We start from the raw sequence: 19,648 nt of genomic DNA, 5'->3' as shown, positions 1-19,648 counted from the left end.
ACAATCAGGCGTAGCCGTAGCTCATCAGACGTTGATAACGGCGATCGAGCAGTTCTTCGGTGCTGAGCCCTTCCAGATCGGCCAGATCGGCCAGCAGTTGCTGTTTCAGCGACTGCGCCATTTCGACAGGATGACGATGCGCCCCGCCCAGTGGCTCAGGGATAACCGAGTCAATCAGCTTCAGCTCTTTCAGACGCGGCGCGGTAATACCCATCGCTTCGGCTGCCAGAGGCGCTTTATCGGCGCTTTTCCACAGAATAGAGGCACAGCCTTCCGGAGAGATAACAGAGTAAGTGCTGTACTGCAGCATGTTAACTTTATCACCCACACCAATAGCCAGCGCACCACCGGAACCGCCTTCACCGATGACCGTACAGATCACAGGCACCTTCAGACCGGACATTTCCCGCAGATTACGGGCAATAGCCTCAGACTGACCACGCTCTTCCGCACCAACCCCAGGATAAGCGCCCGGCGTATCGATAAAGGTCAGGATTGGCATCTTGAAACGCTCAGCCATTTCCATCAGGCGCAGCGCTTTGCGATAGCCTTCTGGTGCTGGCATGCCAAAATTACGGCGAATCTTCTCTTTGGTTTCACGTCCTTTCTGGTGACCAATGATCATGACCGGGCGACCATCAAGGCGCGCAATCCCACCCACAATGGCTTTGTCATCCGCATAAGCACGGTCACCCGCCAGCTCATCGAAATCGTCAAAGGCATTGCGCACGTAATCAAAGGTATAAGGACGTAGCGGATGGCGTGCCAGTTGTGCAATTTGCCATGCGCCCAAATCGGCGAAGATTTTACGGGTCAGCTCAACGCTTTTCTCGCGCAGTCGCTTCACTTCTTCGTCGAGATTGACGTGTTTATCGTCCTGACGACCAATCGAGGTTAGCGAATCAATCTTCGCTTCCAGTTCTGCAATTGGCTGTTCAAAATCCAGGTAATTAAGACTCATAATGTTCCTGTTTTAGTCAAACTCCAGTTCCACCTGCTCCGATCCAATTAACGACCGCAAATCGTTGAGTAAACGATCGCTGGGCGAAATTCGCCACGCTGCACCAAAGCGTAGCTTCGCTCGCGCGTCGGCTCTCTGATAGTAGAGATGCACCGGAATTGTCCCTGAACGATGAGGTTCCAGGGACTGACGGAGTCGGTTTAATAGCTGGTCATCAATTTGCCTGTCCGTCAGCGAGATAGCAAGTCCACGGGCGTATTTTTCGCGCGCTTCGTCGATGTCCATGACTTCCCGGGCGGTCATTTTAAGCCCACCACTGAAGTCATCAAAGCTGACCTGTCCGCTGACGATCAGGATACGGTCTTTCTCCAGCAGTTGCTGGTATTTATCTAACGCATCGGTAAATAACATGACTTCGAGACGGCCGGAACGATCGTCAAGTGTACAAATACCAATTCGGTTGCCGCGTTTGGTCACCATTACACGCGCAGCAATCACCAGACCTGCCGCAACGGTAATCTTACCACGATCGGTAGGATGCATATCTTTCAAACGCATCCCGCCAACGTAACGCTCAATTTCTTTTAAATACTGATTAATAGGATGGCCGGTAAGATACAACCCAAGGGTTTCGCGTTCACCATCCAACTGCACCTGTTCCGGCCAGGGCGTCACGCTGGCATAGGACTGTTCTACCTGTTCAGGCTCGTCGGCCAGTACGCCAAACATGTCCGCCTGGCCGATCGCTTCGGCTTTCGCATGCTGATCCGCCGCCTTCAGCGCATCGTTAAGGGCGCTCATTAAGGCAGCGCGATGCGGGCCGAGACGATCAAAGGCACCTGACATGATCAGTTTTTCCATGACCCGACGGTTGATCTTTTTGGTATCGGTGCGCGCGCAGAGATCGAACAGCTCCCGGAAATAACCGCCCTCGTTACGCGCATCGATGATCGCTTCGATCGGCCCTTCACCGACGCCTTTAATGGCGCCGATGCCGTAAACGATCTCGCCCTCATCATTGACGTGGAACTGATACAGGCCCGAGTTAATATCCGGCGGCAGGACCTTTAGCCCCATGCGCCAGCACTCATCCACCAGGCCAACCACTTTTTCCGTGTTATCCATATCCGCCGTCATGACCGCAGCCATAAATTCGGCCGGATAATGCGCTTTCAGCCACAGCGTTTGATAGGACACCAGCGCATAAGCCGCAGAGTGCGATTTGTTAAAACCGTATCCGGCAAATTTCTCTACCAGATCGAAGATTTTCATCGACAGTTCGCCGTCGATGCCCATGCTTTCAGCGCCGTCTTTAAATACGGAGCGCTGCTTGGCCATCTCTTCGGGTTTCTTTTTACCCATGGCGCGACGCAGCATATCCGCTCCGCCGAGCGTATAGCCAGACAGGACCTGGGCGATCTGCATTACCTGTTCCTGATACAGGATAATGCCGTAGGTCGGCTCGAGAACCGGCTTCAGGCTTTCATGCTGCCACTGGATATCAGGATAGGAGATGGCTTCCCGACCGTGCTTACGGTCGATAAAGTTATCCACCATGCCCGACTGCAACGGGCCAGGGCGGAACAGCGCCACGAGGGCGATCATGTCTTCAAAGCAGTCAGGTTTCAGACGCTTGATCAGATCTTTCATGCCGCGCGATTCAAGCTGGAAAACCGCCGTGGTTTCCGCGCGCTGCAGCATATCAAAGCTTTTCTTGTCTTCAAGCGGAATGGTGGCGATATCGATCGGCGGCAACCCCTGCTTTTCACGGCGCGGGTTAATCATCTTCAGTGCCCAGTCGATAATGGTCAGCGTACGCAGCCCCAGGAAGTCAAACTTCACCAGGCCGGCATATTCCACATCATTTTTATCAAACTGCGTCACCGGATACTGGCCGTTTTCGTCACAGTACAGTGGCGCAAAATCGGTAATTTTGGTGGGCGCAATCACTACCCCACCCGCGTGCTTACCGGCGTTTCGCGTAACACCTTCCAGCTTGCGCGCCATATCAATTAGCGCTTTGACTTCCTCATCGGCCTCATAAATTTCCGGCAGTTGCGGCTCTGCAGCAAAGGCTTTTTCCAGCGTCATGCCCGGATCGGGCGGCACCAGCTTTGAAATACGATCGACAAAACCATAGGGATGGCCCAGAACGCGTCCCACGTCACGAATGACCGCCTTAGCCGCCATGGTGCCGAAAGTAATAATCTGAGACACCGCTTCGCGGCCGTACATGTCGGCCACGTGTTCAATCACCTGGTCACGTTTCTCCATGCAGAAATCGACGTCGAAGTCGGGCATGGAAACACGTTCTGGGTTCAGGAAACGTTCGAACAGCAGGTCGAACTCCAGCGGATCAAGGTCAGTGATCTTGAGCGCATAGGCGACTAAGGATCCCGCACCAGAACCACGGCCCGGCCCAACCGGCACGCCGTTATCTTTCGACCACTGGATAAACTCCATCACGATCAGGAAGTAGCCAGGGAACCCCATCTGGTTAATAACGTTGAGTTCCACTTCCAGACGTTCATCGTATTCCGGCCGCTTTTCGGCCCGTACGGCTTCGTCCGGAAACAGCATCGCGAGGCGCTCTTCCAGCCCCTCGCGGGATTTCATCACCAAAAAGTCTTCGGTGGTCATATCCCCTGTCGGGAACTGGGGCAGAAAGTACTCACCCAGCCGGACCGTGACGTTACAACGCTTAGCAATCTCTACGCTGTTTTCCAGCGCTTCCGGGATGTCCGCGAACAGCTCGCACATCTCCTCTTCGCTGCGCATGTATTGCTGAGGACTGTAATGACGGGGACGTTTCGGATCGTCGAGCGTGTAACCATCATGAATGGCAACACGGATCTCGTGGGCGTCGAAATCTTCTTCATTGATGAAGCAGACTTCATTCGTGGCAACAACGGGGATCCCTTCTGCAATCGCCAGCTCAACCGCCGCATGCAGATAGCTCTCCTCATCAGGACGACCGGTACGGACCAGCTCCAGGAAGTAGCGATCGGCGAAATGCTGTTGATAGAAAGCCAGGCAGTCAGACACCAGCGCGCTGTTACCTCGTAGCAGGCTGCGGCCAACATCCCCTCGACGGCCCCCGGACAGCAGAATCAGCCCTTCCTGCAGTTCGGCCAGCCAGTCGCGATCGATAATCGGGCCAGCAATACCGTAACCCCGTTGGTAAGCACGGGAAATCAGCAGTGTCAGATTCTGATAGCCGGTATTATTTGCCGCCAGCACGGTAATCTGGGTCAGTTCATCGCCCATCAACTCGCTGGCAACGTTAAAATCTGCCCCGATAATCGGTTTAACCCCTGCACCGTGCGCACCGCCGTAAAATTTCACCAGCCCGCAAAGGTTGGTGAAGTCGGTAATCGCGATGGCTGGCATACCCAGCGCAGCCGCTTTCTTGATCAACGGGCCGGTTTTCGCCAGGCCGTCGACCATGGAATAGTCGCTGTGTACGCGCAGATGTATAAAACGGGGTTCGGCCATATCAGTTTCCGGTTAAAACAGGTTCGGATTAGCGCAGCGTGGTCAGGCTGCTCGCCAGTACATCGGCATCAATCAGCGCATTACGCACCGGCGCAAAGCTGCGGCGGTGATGAGGGGTTGCACCGTACTGCGTCAATTTTTCCATGTGTAACGCCGTAGGATAACCTTTATGCTGCGCAAAACCATACTGCGGAAACAACAAATCCAGCTCTGCCATTTCACGATCGCGCGTGACCTTGGCGATGATGGAGGCGGCACTGATTTCGGCGACCAGGCTGTCGCCTTTCACCACCGCCAGAGAAGGCATCGGCAACGCCGGACAGCGATTGCCGTCAATCAGCACAAAGTCTGGCGTGATGGACAGGCCAGCGACCGCGCGCTGCATCGCCAGCATCGTGGCGTGCAGGATATTAAGATTGTCGATCTCGTCCGGTTCTGCGCGCCCCAGGCTCCAGGCGAGCGCTTTCTCTTTGATTTGATCAAACAGCGCGAGACGGCGTTTTTCTGACAGTTTTTTGGAGTCTGCCAGGCCGGGAACAGGATTCGCGGGATCGAGGATCACGGCGGCGGTCACAACGGCCCCGACTAATGGCCCGCGCCCGACTTCGTCCACCCCGGCAATACAACCGGCGGCAGGATAGATAAAATCAGCCATTGGCAAGCTCCAGCACCGCATCTGCGGCTTGTTCGTCAGCGTTCCAGCGGATCTGCTGGTGCAGTTCATAAAAGGTGTTCAGCAGCGTTTCACGTTCACGACTGGCATGGAGCAACGGATCCAGCGCCGCGGCCAGCGCCTCAGGCTGACATTCATCCTGCAACAGCTCTTTGACCAGTTCGCGCCCGGCCAGCAGATTCGGCAAAGAGACGTAATCCGTTTTGACCAGTCGTTTAGCCAGCCAGAAGGTAAACGGCTTCATGCGGTAGCCAACCACCATCGGGCATTTTGCCAGCATGCACTCCAGCGCCGCCGTTCCCGAAGCCAGTAGCGCAGCATCACTTGCCACCATGGCTTCCCTGCCCTGACCATCCAGCAGGTGCATCGGCAGCTCAGGCGCGACCTCCGCTTTAATTTTTTCAAACTGTTCGCGGCGCTTAGCGTTAACCAGGGGCACGACAATTTCCAGCGCCGGATAGTGCGTACGCAGACGCTGTGCGGTTTTAAGGAAATCCGCACTCAGCATTTCGACTTCGGCACCCCGGCTGCCGGGAAGCAGTGCCAGACAGAGCGCGTGCTCGTCTATGCCAAGATGGCGGCGAGCGGCGGCCTTGTCGGGCTGTAACGGCATGGCATCCGCCATGGTATGACCAATAAAGCGACAGGGAACGTTGAAACGGTCGTAGAAGGCTTTTTCAAACGGCAGAAACGCCAATACCAGATCGGTATTGCGGCCGATTTTAAAGACGCGCTTTTGTCGCCAGGCCCAGACAGAGGGGCTGACGTAATGAATGGTGCGAATGCCTGCGCGTTTGAGATGGCCTTCCAACGTGATGTTGAAATCCGGCGCATCAATACCGACAAAGACGTCAGGCTGAAGCGCGGTAAAGCGCTGCGTAAGATCGCGACGAATACTTAATAAACGCCGTAACCGCCCCAGCACCTCCACAATGCCCATCACCGCCAGCTCTTCCATCTCGTACCAGGCTTCGCAACCTTCGGCCTGCATTAGCGGACCCGCGACGCCAACAAAACGGGCATCAGGATGACGCGCTTTTAATGCCCGAATCAGGCCTGCGCCAAGGATATCGCCAGAGGTTTCTCCGGCGACCAGGGCAATCGTAAGGGGACGCGCTGACATGAATTAGCGAATTAATCCACGAGTTGAACGAGCAAAGAAATCAAAGAAAGGCTGCACTTCGCTGTGCTGCTGAGCAATCGCCTCGATTTCCGGTTTGACTTCATCCAGCGTTCTGCCGCTGCGATAAAGTAACTTGTAGGCGTTGCGGATAGCGTGCAGTGCTTCTTTGCTGAAGCCACGGCGCTTCAGGCCTTCAATGTTGATACCGAATGGCGTGGCATGGTTGCCTTGCGCAATGACATAGGGCGGCACATCCTGAGCCACGCCTGAACAACCACCAACCATCACATGTGCGCCAATGGTGCACCACTGGTGCACGGCCGTCATGCCGCCAATAATGGCGAAATCGTCGACAGTGACATGGCCGCCTAGTGTCGCATTGTTGGCCATAATGCAGCGGTTGCCAATGACACAGTCATGCGCGATATGGACGTTAACCATCAACAGATTGTCACTGCCGACAACCGTGACATTTGTGCCCTGAGTCGTGCCACGATGAATGGTCACGCTTTCACGAATACGGTTACGATCGCCAATGTCAACACGGGTAGGTTCACCCGCGTATTTCAGATCCTGATTCACTTCACCGATAGAAGCAAACTGATAGATCTGGTTGTCTTTACCGATACGCGTATGGCCGTTTACCACCACGTGTGACTTAAGGACGGTTCCCTCACCAATCTCGACATTCGCCCCGACAAAACAGAAAGGACCAATATGAACGCCGGGGCCGATAACAGCCCCGTCTTCGATGACTGAACTGGGATGGATGTTGGCGGTTGGATCAATCACGAGTTATGCCTCCCGGCTACGGGCACACATCATGGTCGCTTCACAGACGATTTTACCGTCGACAGTCGCTACGCCATTGAAGCGAGTCAGACCACGGCGGGTTTTCTCGAAGGTCACTTCCATAATCATTTGATCGCCCGGTACGACCGGACGCTTGAAACGGGCATTATCAATGCCAGCAAAATAATAAAGCTCGCCTGGCTCCAGTTTACCCACGCTTTTAAATGCCAGAATGCCGGTGGCCTGTGCCATCGCTTCCAGAATCAGAACGCCGGGAAAAATCGGTTTACCAGGGAAATGCCCCTGGAAAAACGGCTCGTTAAAGGAGACATTCTTTACGGCGCGCAGATATTTGTTTTCTTCAAAATCCAGCACGCGATCTACCAGCAGAAACGGATAACGGTGCGGCAGCAGCTCTAAAATCTCTTCAATTTGCAGAGTATGAGTTTCAGTAGTCAAAATACTCTTCCTGTCCTAAAAATCTGATGACATCAATAACACGGCCTGCACCGATCATCATGATCGTTGGCAGGCCGCAAATAGGTTCCGTGGCGCCTGGCTTCCCTGCTTAACACTGTTATTATGAAAGCCGGTCTGTCATGGGATGGCGTCTAGTCGTCTTTGCCGACTTTCCGCTCGATTGCTTTTAAGCGTTTGCTTAGTTCATCGATATTCATCACCAACGCTGCAGTTTTGCGCCAGGTTTTGTTGGGCTGTAATGGAATGCCTGAGGAGTATACACCAGGTTCTGTTATCGGACGCATAACCATGCCCATGCCGGTTACGGTTACTTTGTCACAGATTTCCATATGGCCATTAATGACGCTGGCACCGCCAATCATACAATAACGACCAATTTTCAAACTACCCGCCATGATCACACCGCCAGCAACCGCAGTATTGTCGCCAATAACCACGTTGTGAGCAATCTGACATTGGTTATCTATGATAACACCATTGCCGATCAGAGTGTTATCCAGCGCACCACGATCGATGGTGGTACAGGCACCGATTTCGACCCGATCGCCAATGATGACCGAACCCAACTGCGGGATTTTCACCCAGTTGCCACGATCGTTAGCATAACCGAACCCATCTGAACCTATCACTGTGCCGGACTGAATCAGACAATCCTGACCAATCTGCACCTCATGGTAAACCGAGACGTTAGCCCATAAACGCGAGCCGTTGCCGATACGGGTTTTTTTGCCCACAAAACAGCCTGGGCCGATGACCACGTTGTCACCGAGTACCACGTCGGACTCAATAACGGCATTGGCGCCGATGGACACATTCTCACCCAGTCTGGCGCTGGAATCGATCACGGCGCTCGGCGCAATGTGCTGCGCAGGCTGCGGCGTCGTATCCAGTAACTGCGCCATTCGCGCATAGGTAAGATAGGGGTTTTTAACAACCAGCGCGGCGGTTTTACACCACTCCAGATCCGCTTCCGTCAGCACCACGGCTGAAGCCTGGATCAGGGCGAGCTGCTCGCGGTAACGGCTGTTGGCAAGAAACGTGATTTGACCAGTGGTGGCGGATTGCATAGAAGCAATGCCGGAGATGACGATATCGCCATCTCCGTGCAATTCTGCATCCAACTGCTGGGCTAAATCAGCCAGTCGAATTGATGACATCGATTATTTAACCTGCTTCGCAACTTCATCGGTGATGTCTTTAACATCAGAACCCGAATACAGCACAGCCTGAGAATTCAGCACCAGGTCATAGCCGCCGCTTTTGGCAACCGACTGAACAGCAGTCTGGATTTTTTCCAGCAGCTTGTTACGCTCCTGAACCTGACGGGTCTGGTTGTCTTTCTCAAACGCGTCGGCTTTTGCCTGGAAAGCATTACGCTCAGAGTCAATCTGCTTCTCTTTCTTGCTGCGCTCGCTCGCCTTCATGGTTGGCGCGTTACGCTGCAGATCCTGCATTTCCTGCTGGATTTTGTCGTGCTGAGAACGGAGTTCTGCCGCGCGGCCCTGGAATTCACTCTCGAGCTGCTTGGTGATAGTCGCGCGCTGAGGTGATTTCTGGAAAACCTGGCTCAGATCCACAGTTGCGACTTTATCCGCCGCCTGTGCGCCAGCAGAAGCAGCCAATGCAACACCCAGAGTAACTGCACATAACAACTTTTTCACTATAAACTCCTTACCCTCAACATGTATGTTTGCAGCGTGGAGCATAGCAATGCCCCACGTGTGCAAGCTAATTTTTTAACATCCCTGTACAGAACATTACCAGGTTTTACCAATGTTAAACTGGAACTGCTCTGACTTATCTCCCTCAACTTTCTTAACCGGCTGGGCATAGGAGAAGACTAACGGCCCCAGCGGTGACATCCACTGTAAAGACACACCGGTCGAAACGCGAATGTTGTTCGGATCGCTGTAGTCAGGAATACCGGCCGCGCGCGTCTCCGCCGTGTTCTGCCATTTAGTATCCCAGACCGTACCCGCATCCACAAACAGCGAAGTGCGGACGGAATTCGAATATTTCTCACTCAGGAACGGTGTTGGCGTGATCAGCTCAACGCTGGCAATCGCCATCGCGTTACCCCCGATTGCATCGCTCGACTTACAGATACCGTTCGGATCGCTCAGGTTACAGTATGACGAACCATTGTTCAGGTAAGCGGCTTTCGGACCGATGGTATTGGACTGGAACCCGCGCACGGTACTCGAACCGCCGGCGTAGAAGTTCTCATAGAACGGCATCTCTTTACCGCTAATGCCGTCACCGTAGCCCACACGACCGCGACCTAACACAACCCAGGTATGATCTTTATTGATCGGAACATACTGCTGGCTGTCCAGGGTCATTTTGTAGAACTGGTTATCTGAACCTGGAATCGTGACTTTGCCGTTCAGGTTAGTACGGTTACCTGAGGTGGCAAAGAAACCACGATCGAGCGTGTTATAGGTCCAGCCATAGTTAAAGGTGAAGTCGTCAGCAGAGAAGTCGCCGTTGCTGTTCAACTGCTGTGGCTTACCGACCGAGTCAAGATAACGCCACATCGCAACCTGTGGACGCATGTCAGACAGGTCGTTATGGACATAGCCCAGACCGACGCGCAGCGAGTTGTTCTCGTTGATTGGGAAGCCCAATGTACCGTCTGTACCGTAACTTCTGTTGGTATAGCCGGAGAGATCGGCGTTGCTGGCCTTAAAGTTGTTGTAGAACACCCGGCCGCCCAGACTCACACCGTCAACGGTAAAGTAGGGATCGGTCAGGGAGAATTCTGCATAGGTCTGGTAATCGTTTTTAGTGCCGCTAATCCCCACGGTATTACCGGTGCCGAGCCAGTTATCCTGGGTAACACCGACCTGGAAACTCACGCCACTTTCTGTACCGTAGCCGACGCCAAAGTTAAAGGTACCGGTATTGCGTTCTTTAACTTTATAGACCACGTCAACCTGGTCAGGTGAGCCGGGAACGCGCTGCGTATCCACGTCAACGGTTTCAAAATAGCCCGTACGATTCAGACGCTCTTTGCCCTGATCGACCAGGTCGCTGCCCAGCCAGGCGCCTTCCATCTGACGCATTTCACGACGCAGTACGGCATCTTTTGATGTATCGTTTCCTTCGAAGCGCACTTTACGCACGTAGTAGCGGTTACCCGCATCGACGTTGATGTGCAGCTTAACGGTTTTATCCGCATCGTTAATCTCAGGCTGTGTCACAACACGTGGATAGGCATAGCCGTAGCGACCCAGCAGTTTCTTAATGTCATCTTCCATCGACGTGACTTTCGTGCCGTTATACAGCTCGCCCGCCGGAATTTTGGTCAGATGTTCGATTTCGGCCGAATGACCCGCCATGCTGCCGTTTACGATTACGCCAGCAATCTTGTACTGATCGCCTTCGGTAATGTTCACGGTGATGTAGATGCCTTTCTTATCCGGCGTCAGGCTGACCTGGGTCGAATCAATGTTGAAACGCGCATAACCCCGATCCAGATAGAAGCTGCGCAGGGTTTCAAGGTCGCCCGCCAGTTTCTGCTTCTGGTATTTACGGTCGCCCACCACGTTCCACCACGGCACTTCGTCACGCAACTGGAAGCGGGAAATGAGCTCGTCGGAGCTAAAAGCTTTGTTACCGACGATATTGATCTGCTGAATTTTGGCAGAAACACCTTCGGTAAACACCAGTTTCAAATCGACGCGGTTACGCGGCAGCGGTGTGACTACGGCTTTAACGCTGGCGGTGTATTTGCCCACGCTGTAGTAGAAGTCTTCCAGGCCCTTCTCAATCGAAGAGATGGTGGTGCGGTCCAGCGCTTCGCCGACGCGCACGCCTGAGGCTTCAAGGTTTTGTTTGAGCTGATCGTCTTTAACCGCTTTGTTACCGCTGAAGGTAATGCTGGCGATGGTGGGACGTTCTTTGACCTGAACAATCAGCGTATTACCATCTCGCAGGACCTGAACATCCTCAAAGTTGCCAGTTGCGAACAGGGAGCGAATGGTATTTCTGACGTCATCGTCATTCACCGTATCGCCAACCCGAACTGGCATGCTCAGCAGAGCCGCGCCGACGGCGACTCGCTGCAGCCCTTCGAAATGAATGTCCTTCACCACGAAATCGTCTGCACCGTAAACGGTGGCGCTGCTAAACAGCAGCGACGCTATGAGCAACTTTTTCATCGCCATCGTTATTATGCGTTTTCCTAACACATCCCACGTAAGCTCGCGTTCCAGCGGTTACAAACGTGAGAAATCATTGAAAAGTGCAAGCCCCATTAACATCACCAGCAGTATTGAACCGATGCGGTAACTAAAGTCTTGAACTCGCTCGGACACCGGTCCCCCTTTGATCTTTTCAATCGCAAGGAAGAGCAAGTGCCCACCATCTAAAACCGGTAGCGGGAACAGGTTGATGATCCCTAAGTTGACGCTAATCAACGCCAGGAACATCAGGTAGTAAATCATTCCATACTCGGCTGACAAACCTGCACCTTGCGCAATCGAAATCGGGCCGCTCAGGTTGTTCAGCTTCACATCGCCGGTTATTAACTTGCCCAACATAGAGACGGTCAGCTTCATTAACTGCCAGGTTTTTACACTGGCTTCACCAATGGCTGAAAACGCACCATATTGTCTTACCGTTTTATACTCGTCTGGCAGCGGTACGACTCGGGGAATCACCCCCGCAAACCCTTGTGCTTTGTTCCCAGGTTTCGCTTCGGGCGTCAGGGTTAACTGCACCGCGTCACCGTTGCGATCGACCTCAAGAGCAATACTTTTTCCTGGGTTATCCCGAACCTGGGTAGCAAAAGGCTGCCACTGCGATAATAACTGACCATCGACTTTAACGATCCTGTCGCCAGCTTGCAAACCGGCTGCACTGGCAGGCGAATTCTTTTGCACTTCAGCCAGGGTCGTTTCAATCTGCGGGCCCCGGGGACGAATTCCCAGCGCGACGACAGGGTCCTGCTTATCAGGTTCGAACTGCCAGTTGCGCAAATCGACCTGTTTTTGCTGCGTCCCCTGTTCGCCAAAACGACCCACTGTTAACGTTGTGCTGGCATCACCGATTTTACCGATCAATGCCATGCGCACAGCTTCCCAGTCAGGCGTTTCGATACCGTCAACGGCCTTAAGTTCCGTCCCGGGTGTAATTTGCGCTTCTGCGGCGACCGAACCGTTCAGAATTTCACCAACTACCGGTTTAATACCAGGTACGCCGTGGATGAACACGACCCAGTAGGCAAAGATAGCAAACAGGAAATTGGCAATCGGGCCGGCAGCAATAATAGACGCGCGCTGCCAAATCGCTTTATTGTTAAACGCCTGGTGCCGAAGCTCGGCGGGAACGCTTTCTACCCGCTCGTCCAGCATTTTGACATAACCGCCAAGGGGAATGAGCGCAATCACAAATTCGGTGCCGTGACGATCGCGGCGTTGCCATAACGCCTTGCCAAAGCCGATAGAAAAGCGCTCTACTCTCACACCGCAACGCCGCGCCACCCAAAAATGGCCAAACTCATGCACGGTGATTAACACGCCCAGTGCAATGATAAATGCGGCAAAACTCCAGATTACGCTTAACATCGTCGTTTGCCCTTAAAGTGTCTGAAACACCAACAGCAATAAACAGGCAAATACCGGCACTGCTGCTGTCAGGCTGTCGATGCGGTCAAGAATACCGCCATGTCCGGGAATCAGGCTCCCGCTGTCTTTGATACCGGCCTCGCGTTTAAACATGCTTTCCGTCAGATCGCCCAGTACCGAAGCAAGGGTGGAAATCACGGCGCAGATCACCAGCGTGCCGGTGGGAACGGAAAGCGGCGCAAAACTGGCGAACAGGACGGCAATCAGCGCAGAAGAGAGCAGCCCGCCCAGAAAACCTTCCCATGTTTTACCGGGCGACACTTTTGGCGCCAGCTTATGTTTGCCAAACAGTTTGCCGAACATGTAGGCACCGGAATCAGCGCCCCATACCAGAAACATAACAAACAGCAGCCACCAGGCGCCGGCAAAGTGATCGGCTTCGTAATGATACTGGCGGAGCGCCATCATGCCCCAGAAGAAAGGAATGACCGTTAACGCACCAAACAGCAGACGCAAGGGTCGGGAAGTCCGCCATAACGCAGCAGAGGCAGGATAGAACAGAACCAGTAACAGCGCGGCAATCCACCAGGCCAGTGAGGCCCACAGCCAGCCCGCCACCTGCGGCAGGTGCGCGTTATGTTCGTAGGGAGGAAGCGTAAACAGCATCAGCGTCAGAGCCAGACCGCATATCAGCGCGAGCCAGATCCGTTGTTGACGCGATGCCATACCAGACAGCTGCCCCCATTCCCAGGCGGCCAGCATGCAGATAATAATCGTAATAATTGCAAAGCCAACAGGCGGTAACCAGAACAATGCAGCGATCACCAGCGGGATGAGAATCAGCGCGGTGATCAGACGAGACTTCAGCAAAGGTTACCCCCAGATTGCTCAGGCGCCGCCTGGTGCAGCGCCGCCAAAGCGTCGCTCCCGCAGAGAGAATGCATTCAGTGCACCTTCAAAAACGTGTTCATCAAAATCCGGCCAGAGCACATCAGTAAAATAGAATTCCGCATAGGCAATTTGCCACAACAGGAAGTTGCTAATCCGATGCTCTCCCCCGGTCCTTATCACTAAATCCACTGGCGCCAACTGGTTCATGCACAGTTGCGACGTCAGGCTCTCTTCGGTTATCTGATCAGGGCGTAACAAGCCTTCCTGAACCTGTTCAGCCAACTTTTTAACGCCTTCGATAATATCCCATCGCCCGCCGTAGTTCGCAGCAATGTTTAGCGTGAGTCGATCGTTATTCTCCGTCAGCGCCTCTGCCCGACGGACACGTTCCTGAATGCGGGGGCTGAAGCGGCTGATATCGCCAATGATGCGTAAGCGAACATTATGCTTGTGCAGGCTTTTCACTTCACTGTCCAGCGCCCAGACAAACAGCTCCATCAAGGCAGTGACTTCCTGCGCAGGACGGCTCCAGTTTTCGCTACTAAAGGCGTAAAGCGTTAACGCTTCAAGATTATTACTGACGGCAAAGCTAACGGCGCGACGTACTGATTTCACGCCCGCTTTGTGACCGGAGATACGCAGTTTTCCCTGGTTCTTAGCCCAACGGCCATTGCCATCCATAATGATAGCGACGTGGCGTGGACCGGTTCCCTGTTGGTCATCGGTGTTGTTGTGATTTTCAGACGACATAACGCGTAATCAATTCCTTTCATCAGAAATGCTGTGGTTTCTGAATACATTGCGCCCGGTACAAATCCCGGCACTGTCTGCCAGGCCACACCGAATTTGGTGACAGACCGTTAAACGCGAGCCAGCGACTATAACATTTTCACCTGAAGCGAACAAATAGCCTCAACGCAATCGTTGTTATGCCGTGAAGCGTGGCAACATTTCGGTCGCAGCGGCGCGTGCCATACGATCGATTTCGATGACAGCGTCCACTGAATCCGGTTCCTGGCCGTGCTGCGATGACAGCACTGCGCTGTTTAACGCTGCGATATCGGTAAAACGAATTCGCTGATTCAGGAACGCCGCCACGGCGATCTCATTGGCAGCATTAAGCGTGGTGGTGGCCGCCTGCCCGGCCTCGCAGGCATCAATTGCCAGTTTAAGACAGGGGTAACGGCCAAAATCAGGTTCTGAGAACGTCAGCGCCGACATGCGGGTAAAGTCCAGCGGTGTGACCCCAGCGTGAATACGCGCTGGCCAGGCCATACTGTGGGCGATAGGGGTTCGCATGTCAGGTGAACCTAACTGTGCCAGCACGCTGCCATCGCAGTAACGCACCATGGAGTGGATCACCGATTGGGGGTGCAAAATCACTTCCATCTGCGCGGCACTGGCGTTGAACAGCCAACGAGCTTCAATGTATTCAAGACCTTTATTCATCATGGTGGCCGAATCAACCGAGATTTTACGCCCCATTGACCAGTTCGGATGTGCACAAGCCTGATCTGGCGACATATTGCGCAGATCCGCTAAATTTGTGTCACGAAAAGGGCCACCCGATCCCGTAAGAATAATCGACTCAATGCCGTTATTCTGCAGGTCAGCGTAACCTAACTGATGCTGGATGGTAGCGGGCAAACTCTGAAAAATCGCATTGTGCTCGCTGTCTACCGGCAACAGCTGCGCCTTATGCTGGCGCACCGCCTCCATAAATAAACGGCCGCACGTCACCAGGGATTCTTTATTCGCCAGCAGGACGGTTTTACCCGCGCGAATCGCTGCCAACGTGGGCAGTAAACCTGAGGCGCCCACAATCGCCGCCATCACCTGGTCAACCTCATCCAGCGCGGCCAGTTCACAGGCTGCCTGAACGCCGGAGAGCACTTCAGTCTTCACCTTCAATGCTCTCAGTCGCTCACGTAGCGCAACAGCGGCTTCTTCGTCTGCCATCGCCGCATAGCGGGGTTGGAACTGTACGCACTGCTCAGCCATCAGGGCCACGTTTTTACCGGCAACCAGCGCCGTGATCTGATAGCGCGTAGGATTGGCACTGACGACTGCCAGCGTGCTGGTGCCTATCGAACCGGTTGAACCGAGCAGAGTTAATCGCTTCATAATGCTGTCCATGTAGAGGTGAAAGCGTGGGGCACAATGTAAAACGCCGCCAGAGGTGACATTCTGTCAGAATGCCTCTCTGTACGGCGTTTTGGTCGGCGATGATGGAATCAGAAGTCCATCAACTCCGCTTCTTTTTCGGCCAGTGCCGCATCAACTTTCTTGATGTGCGCATCGGTCATTTTCTGGATTTCGTCCTGCGAACGACGTTCGTCGTCTTCGCTGATTTCTTTATCTTTCAGCAACGCTTTGATTTTATCGTTGGCGTCGCGACGAACGTTACGTACAGACACACGTCCCTGCTCGGCTTCACCGCGTACGATTTTAATCAGATCTTTACGACGCTCTTCCGTCAGCGCAGGGAGCGGAACACGAATGTCCGAACCCGCTGAGTTTGGATTGAGGCCAAGATCGGACGCCATAATCGCTTTTTCAACGGCCGGGCCGAGAGATCGATCAAACACGTTGATTTTCAGCGTGCGGGAGTCTTCAACGGTAACGGAAGCCAGCTGACGCAGTGGCGTCGGCGTACCGTAATATTCAACGATAATGCCGTCGAGCAGAGAAGGTGAAGCACGGCCTGTGCGTACCTTGCTGATAGTGGTTTTGAATGCCTCGACGCATTTGTCCATGCGCGTATCAGCATCTTTTTTAATGTCGTTAATCACGTTAAAACCCTTGGATTCGGTTTGACCTGGCCAGTTCCGGCATCACCGGAAGCGGGATCGATAATCATCGATAATCCTGACTGGTGCACGGCTAAACATTACCGCACTGACAGAATATACCTTATTTTATCTCGCCTCGGGTATTAATGCGTAATCAGGGTACCTTCTTTTTCACCCATCACTACGCGACGCAATGCGCCAGGTTTGTTCATATTGAAAACGCGGATTGGCAGTTTGTGATCGCGCGCCAGCGTAAACGCGGCGAGATCCATCACTTTAAGCTCTTGATCCAGCACTTCCGCATAAGTCAGTTTTTCATACAGCGTTGCGTCAGGATGCTTCACCGGGTCGGCCGAGTAAACACCGTCAACTTTCGTGGCTTTCAGCACCACATCCGCTTCGATTTCAATACCACGCAGACAGGCGGCTGAATCCGTCGTGAAGAAAGGATTGCCCGTACCCGCAGAAAAGATAACCACACGGTTATTACGTAACAGGCTGATGGCTTCTGCCCAGCTGTAGTTATCGCAAACGCCATTGAGGGGAATCGCGGACATCAGACGGGCATTTACGTATGCGCGGTGCAGTGCATCACGCATCGCCAGGCCGTTCATTACCGTAGCAAGCATCCCCATGTGGTCACCCACAACGCGGTTCATGCCCGCCTGCGCCAGGCCGGCTCCGCGGAACAGGTTACCGCCGCCAATCACAACGCCCACCTGGATACCCAGCTCGACCAGTTCTTTGACTTCCTGAGCCATGCGGTCAAGCACGCTCGCGTCGATACCAAAACCCTCTGCACCTTGAAGTGCTTCGCCACTGAGTTTTAGCAGGATACGTTGATAAACAGGTTTTGCGTTGGTCGCCATGGTCAATTCGTCCTGGAAGATATGATGAATAAGAAGTAATTTCGATCAATCATCCGCTTAGAGCAAAAGAATTACTATTGGGATGAAACTGAAAACGTATCTTTTGCCTGTGGCAGACAAAAAAGAACCGCCATCTGGCGGTTCTTTCAGATCATTAAGACTGTTTGGACATTGCTGCAACTTCAGCAGCAAAATCAGTCTCAACTTTTTCGATGCCTTCGCCCACTTCAAAGCGGATGAAGTTGATCACGTCAGCGCCCTGCTCTTTCAGCGCCTGGCCAACGGTTTTGCTTGGATCGATAACGAATGCCTGACCAGTCAGAGAGACTTCACCGGTGAATTTCTTCATACGGCCTTCAACCATCTTCTCTGCGATCTCTTTTGGCTTACCAGACTGCATCGCGATGTCCAGCTGAACCTGGTATTCTTTATCAACCACTTCCGCAGAAACGTCTTCTGGCTTAACAAACTCAGGTTTGCTTGCCGCAACGTGCATTGCGATCTGTTTGATCAGATCTTCGTTAGCGCCTTTAGCAGAAACCAGAACGCCGATACGTGCGCCGTGCAGGTAGCTGCCCAGTTCTTCGCCTTCCAGAAGAGCAACGCGACGAATGTTGATGTTCTCGCCGATTTTAGCAACCAGGGCAACACGTTCTTCTTCGAACTGTGCTTTCAGCACTTCAACGTCGGTGATGCGGTCAGCCGCAGCAGCGTCAAGAACTTTATCAGCAAACGCCTGGAAACCGCCGTCTTTTGCTACGAAGTCAGTCTGGCAGTTCACTTCCAGAATCACACCGTAGTTACCAACGATTTTGGTTTTGATTACGCCATCAGCAGCAACGTTACCCGCTTTTTTCGCTGCTTTAATTGCGCCAGACTTACGCATGTTTTCAATCGCCAGCTCGATGTCGCCGCTCGCTTCAGTCAGCGCTTTTTTGCAGTCCATCATGCCTGCGCCAGTACGCTCACGCAGTTCTTTTACCAATGCAGCGGTAATTTCAGCCATTCCAGAATCCTCGGTTCGTACCTGAGCACAAGTGCGTCAGAAGGTACTTATTTGCGGAAAATTTACTCTGTCCCGCCGTCCTGAACAGGGGCGTAACAGACTTGGATAAAATAAAGGGGCCATGTTTGGCCCCTTACAGATCACATCTGAATGCTAAGGGCTCTTATGCAGAGCAAACCTTAATTAAGCGTTTTCTAAAGACGCTTCTTCAGCCTGCTCAGCCAGATCCTGAGAGCGGCCTTCGCGAACGGTGGTCGCAACGGCAGTCAGGTACAGGTTGATAGCACGGATCGCATCGTCGTTACCTGGGATAACGTAATCAACGCCATCTGGATCAGAGTTAGTATCAACGATAGCAAATACTGGGATACCCAGGTTGTTTGCTTCTTTGATTGCGATGTGTTCGTGGTCAGCATCGACAACAAACAGTGCATCCGGCAAACCGCCCATGTCTTTGATACCGCCCAGGCTGTTTTCCAGCTTGGCCAGTTCACGAGCGCGCATCAGCGCTTCTTTCTTGGTCAGTTTGTCGAAAGTGCCGTCCTGAGACTGAGTCTCAAGCTCTTTCAGACGTTTGATAGACTGACGAACGGTTTTCCAGTTGGTCAGCATGCCACCCAACCAGCGGTGGTTTACGAAGAACTGGTCGCAGCTCAGTGCAGACTCTTTGATCGCTTCGGCAGCAGCGCGCTTAGTACCAACGAACAGAATCTTACCTTTACGGGAAGAGATTTTGGTCAACTCAGCCAGAGCGTCGTTGAACATTGGTACAGTTTTCTCAAGGTTGATGATGTGAACTTTGTTACGCGCACCGAAAATGAATGGCTTCATTTTTGGGCACCAGTAACGGGTCTGGTGACCGAAGTGAACACCAGCCTTGAGCATATCGCGCATGGAAACAGTTGCCATGATTACTACCTCTAGTTTAATTGGGGTTGGGCCTCCATGTATCCCATACAACCGACCTCTTTCAAGGCACCCCGGCGTATGTGTCGA

The 19,648-nt window shown here is 53.2% G+C and carries 17 protein-coding genes; all 17 read right to left on the bottom strand.

All coding sequences use genetic code 11. From position 1 onward, the window contains the following. Nucleotides 1-4: 4 nt before the first annotated feature. Nucleotides 5-961: an acetyl-CoA carboxylase carboxyl transferase subunit alpha gene (accA, locus tag QLG08_RS09015; protein ID WP_013024701.1), complete on the bottom strand. Its 957-nt coding sequence runs from the start codon at nucleotides 959-961 to the stop codon at nucleotides 5-7. 12 nt (nucleotides 962-973) lie between these two features. Continuing rightward, nucleotides 974-4,456, bottom strand: coding sequence for a DNA polymerase III subunit alpha (gene dnaE / locus QLG08_RS09010; protein WP_014592968.1), 3,483 nt, complete (start codon nucleotides 4,454-4,456; stop codon nucleotides 974-976). A gap of 28 nt (nucleotides 4,457-4,484) precedes the next feature. After that, complete coding sequence (gene rnhB, locus QLG08_RS09005) at nucleotides 4,485-5,111, bottom strand: ribonuclease HII (protein WP_014606548.1); 627 nt, start codon at nucleotides 5,109-5,111, stop codon at nucleotides 4,485-4,487. Beyond that, nucleotides 5,104-6,252 (bottom strand): lipid-A-disaccharide synthase, encoded by a 1,149-nt coding sequence (lpxB, locus tag QLG08_RS09000; RefSeq protein ID WP_013024698.1) that lies wholly within the window; start codon nucleotides 6,250-6,252, stop codon nucleotides 5,104-5,106. The genes rnhB and lpxB overlap by 8 nt, the downstream gene beginning before the upstream one ends. A 3-nt stretch (nucleotides 6,253-6,255) precedes the next feature. Beyond that, a complete protein-coding gene (gene lpxA / locus QLG08_RS08995) occupies nucleotides 6,256-7,044 on the bottom strand; it encodes an acyl-ACP--UDP-N-acetylglucosamine O-acyltransferase (RefSeq protein WP_013024697.1) in 789 nt (262 codons plus the stop codon). A 3-nt stretch (nucleotides 7,045-7,047) separates the two neighbouring features. Then, the gene (gene fabZ / locus QLG08_RS08990) at nucleotides 7,048-7,503 is read right to left on the bottom strand and encodes a 3-hydroxyacyl-ACP dehydratase FabZ (RefSeq protein WP_006117769.1); all 456 of its coding nucleotides are present in this window, start codon (nucleotides 7,501-7,503) and stop codon (nucleotides 7,048-7,050) included. A gap of 152 nt (nucleotides 7,504-7,655) precedes the next feature. Beyond that, nucleotides 7,656-8,681 carry a UDP-3-O-(3-hydroxymyristoyl)glucosamine N-acyltransferase gene (lpxD, locus tag QLG08_RS08985; RefSeq protein WP_013024695.1) on the bottom strand — a complete coding sequence of 342 codons (1,026 nt, stop codon included), beginning with the start codon at nucleotides 8,679-8,681 and terminating at the stop codon, nucleotides 7,656-7,658. A gap of 3 nt (nucleotides 8,682-8,684) precedes the next feature. Further along, nucleotides 8,685-9,185, bottom strand: a complete 501-nt coding sequence (locus QLG08_RS08980; protein ID WP_014606549.1) for an OmpH family outer membrane protein — start codon at nucleotides 9,183-9,185, stop codon at nucleotides 8,685-8,687. Nucleotides 9,186-9,281: 96 nt separating this feature from the next. Further along, nucleotides 9,282-11,693, bottom strand: a complete 2,412-nt coding sequence (gene bamA / locus QLG08_RS08975) for an outer membrane protein assembly factor BamA (RefSeq protein ID WP_015700922.1) — start codon at nucleotides 11,691-11,693, stop codon at nucleotides 9,282-9,284. Between the two features lie 51 nt (nucleotides 11,694-11,744). Further along, on the bottom strand, nucleotides 11,745-13,094 hold the full coding sequence (rseP, locus tag QLG08_RS08970; protein WP_014592964.1) for a sigma E protease regulator RseP: 1,350 nt from the start codon (nucleotides 13,092-13,094) through the stop codon (nucleotides 11,745-11,747). A gap of 12 nt (nucleotides 13,095-13,106) precedes the next feature. Next, a complete protein-coding gene (gene cdsA, locus QLG08_RS08965; RefSeq protein WP_015700924.1) occupies nucleotides 13,107-13,964 on the bottom strand; it encodes a phosphatidate cytidylyltransferase in 858 nt (285 codons plus the stop codon). An 18-nt stretch (nucleotides 13,965-13,982) separates the two neighbouring features. Beyond that, nucleotides 13,983-14,735, bottom strand: coding sequence for a (2E,6E)-farnesyl-diphosphate-specific ditrans,polycis-undecaprenyl-diphosphate synthase (ispU, locus tag QLG08_RS08960; RefSeq protein ID WP_013024690.1), 753 nt, complete (start codon nucleotides 14,733-14,735; stop codon nucleotides 13,983-13,985). 177 nt (nucleotides 14,736-14,912) lie between these two features. Further along, complete coding sequence (gene ispC / locus QLG08_RS08955) at nucleotides 14,913-16,109, bottom strand: 1-deoxy-D-xylulose-5-phosphate reductoisomerase (protein ID WP_024472048.1); 1,197 nt, start codon at nucleotides 16,107-16,109, stop codon at nucleotides 14,913-14,915. Nucleotides 16,110-16,219: 110 nt separating this feature from the next. Beyond that, nucleotides 16,220-16,777 (bottom strand): ribosome recycling factor, encoded by a 558-nt coding sequence (gene frr / locus QLG08_RS08950; protein WP_013024688.1) that lies wholly within the window; start codon nucleotides 16,775-16,777, stop codon nucleotides 16,220-16,222. A 143-nt stretch (nucleotides 16,778-16,920) separates the two neighbouring features. Continuing rightward, nucleotides 16,921-17,646: a UMP kinase gene (gene pyrH, locus QLG08_RS08945; RefSeq protein ID WP_006117760.1), complete on the bottom strand. Its 726-nt coding sequence runs from the start codon at nucleotides 17,644-17,646 to the stop codon at nucleotides 16,921-16,923. A gap of 154 nt (nucleotides 17,647-17,800) precedes the next feature. Then, nucleotides 17,801-18,652, bottom strand: coding sequence for a translation elongation factor Ts (tsf, locus tag QLG08_RS08940; protein ID WP_013024686.1), 852 nt, complete (start codon nucleotides 18,650-18,652; stop codon nucleotides 17,801-17,803). Between the two features lie 183 nt (nucleotides 18,653-18,835). Then, on the bottom strand, nucleotides 18,836-19,561 hold the full coding sequence (gene rpsB / locus QLG08_RS08935) for a 30S ribosomal protein S2 (protein ID WP_014592960.1): 726 nt from the start codon (nucleotides 19,559-19,561) through the stop codon (nucleotides 18,836-18,838). Between the last annotated feature and the right edge of the window lie 87 nt (nucleotides 19,562-19,648).

It is taken from the genome of Pantoea sp. V106_11, assembly GCF_029967885.1.
GTDB lineage: Bacteria > Pseudomonadota > Gammaproteobacteria > Enterobacterales > Enterobacteriaceae > Pantoea > Pantoea ananatis.
This window is presented reverse-complemented; position numbering and strand designations above follow the sequence as displayed.

Coding starts and splice junctions, on each gene's coding strand:
- rseP (WP_014592964.1), bottom strand. CDS start 13,094: ATGTTAAGCGTAATCTGGAGTTTTGCCGCATTTATCATTGCACTGGGC.
- dnaE (WP_014592968.1), bottom strand. CDS start 4,456: ATGGCCGAACCCCGTTTTATACATCTGCGCGTACACAGCGACTATTCC.
- lpxD (WP_013024695.1), bottom strand. CDS start 8,681: ATGTCATCAATTCGACTGGCTGATTTAGCCCAGCAGTTGGATGCAGAA.
- tsf (WP_013024686.1), bottom strand. CDS start 18,652: ATGGCTGAAATTACCGCTGCATTGGTAAAAGAACTGCGTGAGCGTACT.
- rnhB (WP_014606548.1), bottom strand. CDS start 5,111: ATGGCTGATTTTATCTATCCTGCCGCCGGTTGTATTGCCGGGGTGGAC.
- pyrH (WP_006117760.1), bottom strand. CDS start 17,646: ATGGCGACCAACGCAAAACCTGTTTATCAACGTATCCTGCTAAAACTC.
- accA (WP_013024701.1), bottom strand. CDS start 961: ATGAGTCTTAATTACCTGGATTTTGAACAGCCAATTGCAGAACTGGAA.
- lpxB (WP_013024698.1), bottom strand. CDS start 6,252: ATGTCAGCGCGTCCCCTTACGATTGCCCTGGTCGCCGGAGAAACCTCT.
- ispC (WP_024472048.1), bottom strand. CDS start 16,109: ATGAAGCGATTAACTCTGCTCGGTTCAACCGGTTCGATAGGCACCAGC.
- ispU (WP_013024690.1), bottom strand. CDS start 14,735: ATGTCGTCTGAAAATCACAACAACACCGATGACCAACAGGGAACCGGT.
- bamA (WP_015700922.1), bottom strand. CDS start 11,693: ATGGCGATGAAAAAGTTGCTCATAGCGTCGCTGCTGTTTAGCAGCGCC.
- rpsB (WP_014592960.1), bottom strand. CDS start 19,561: ATGGCAACTGTTTCCATGCGCGATATGCTCAAGGCTGGTGTTCACTTC.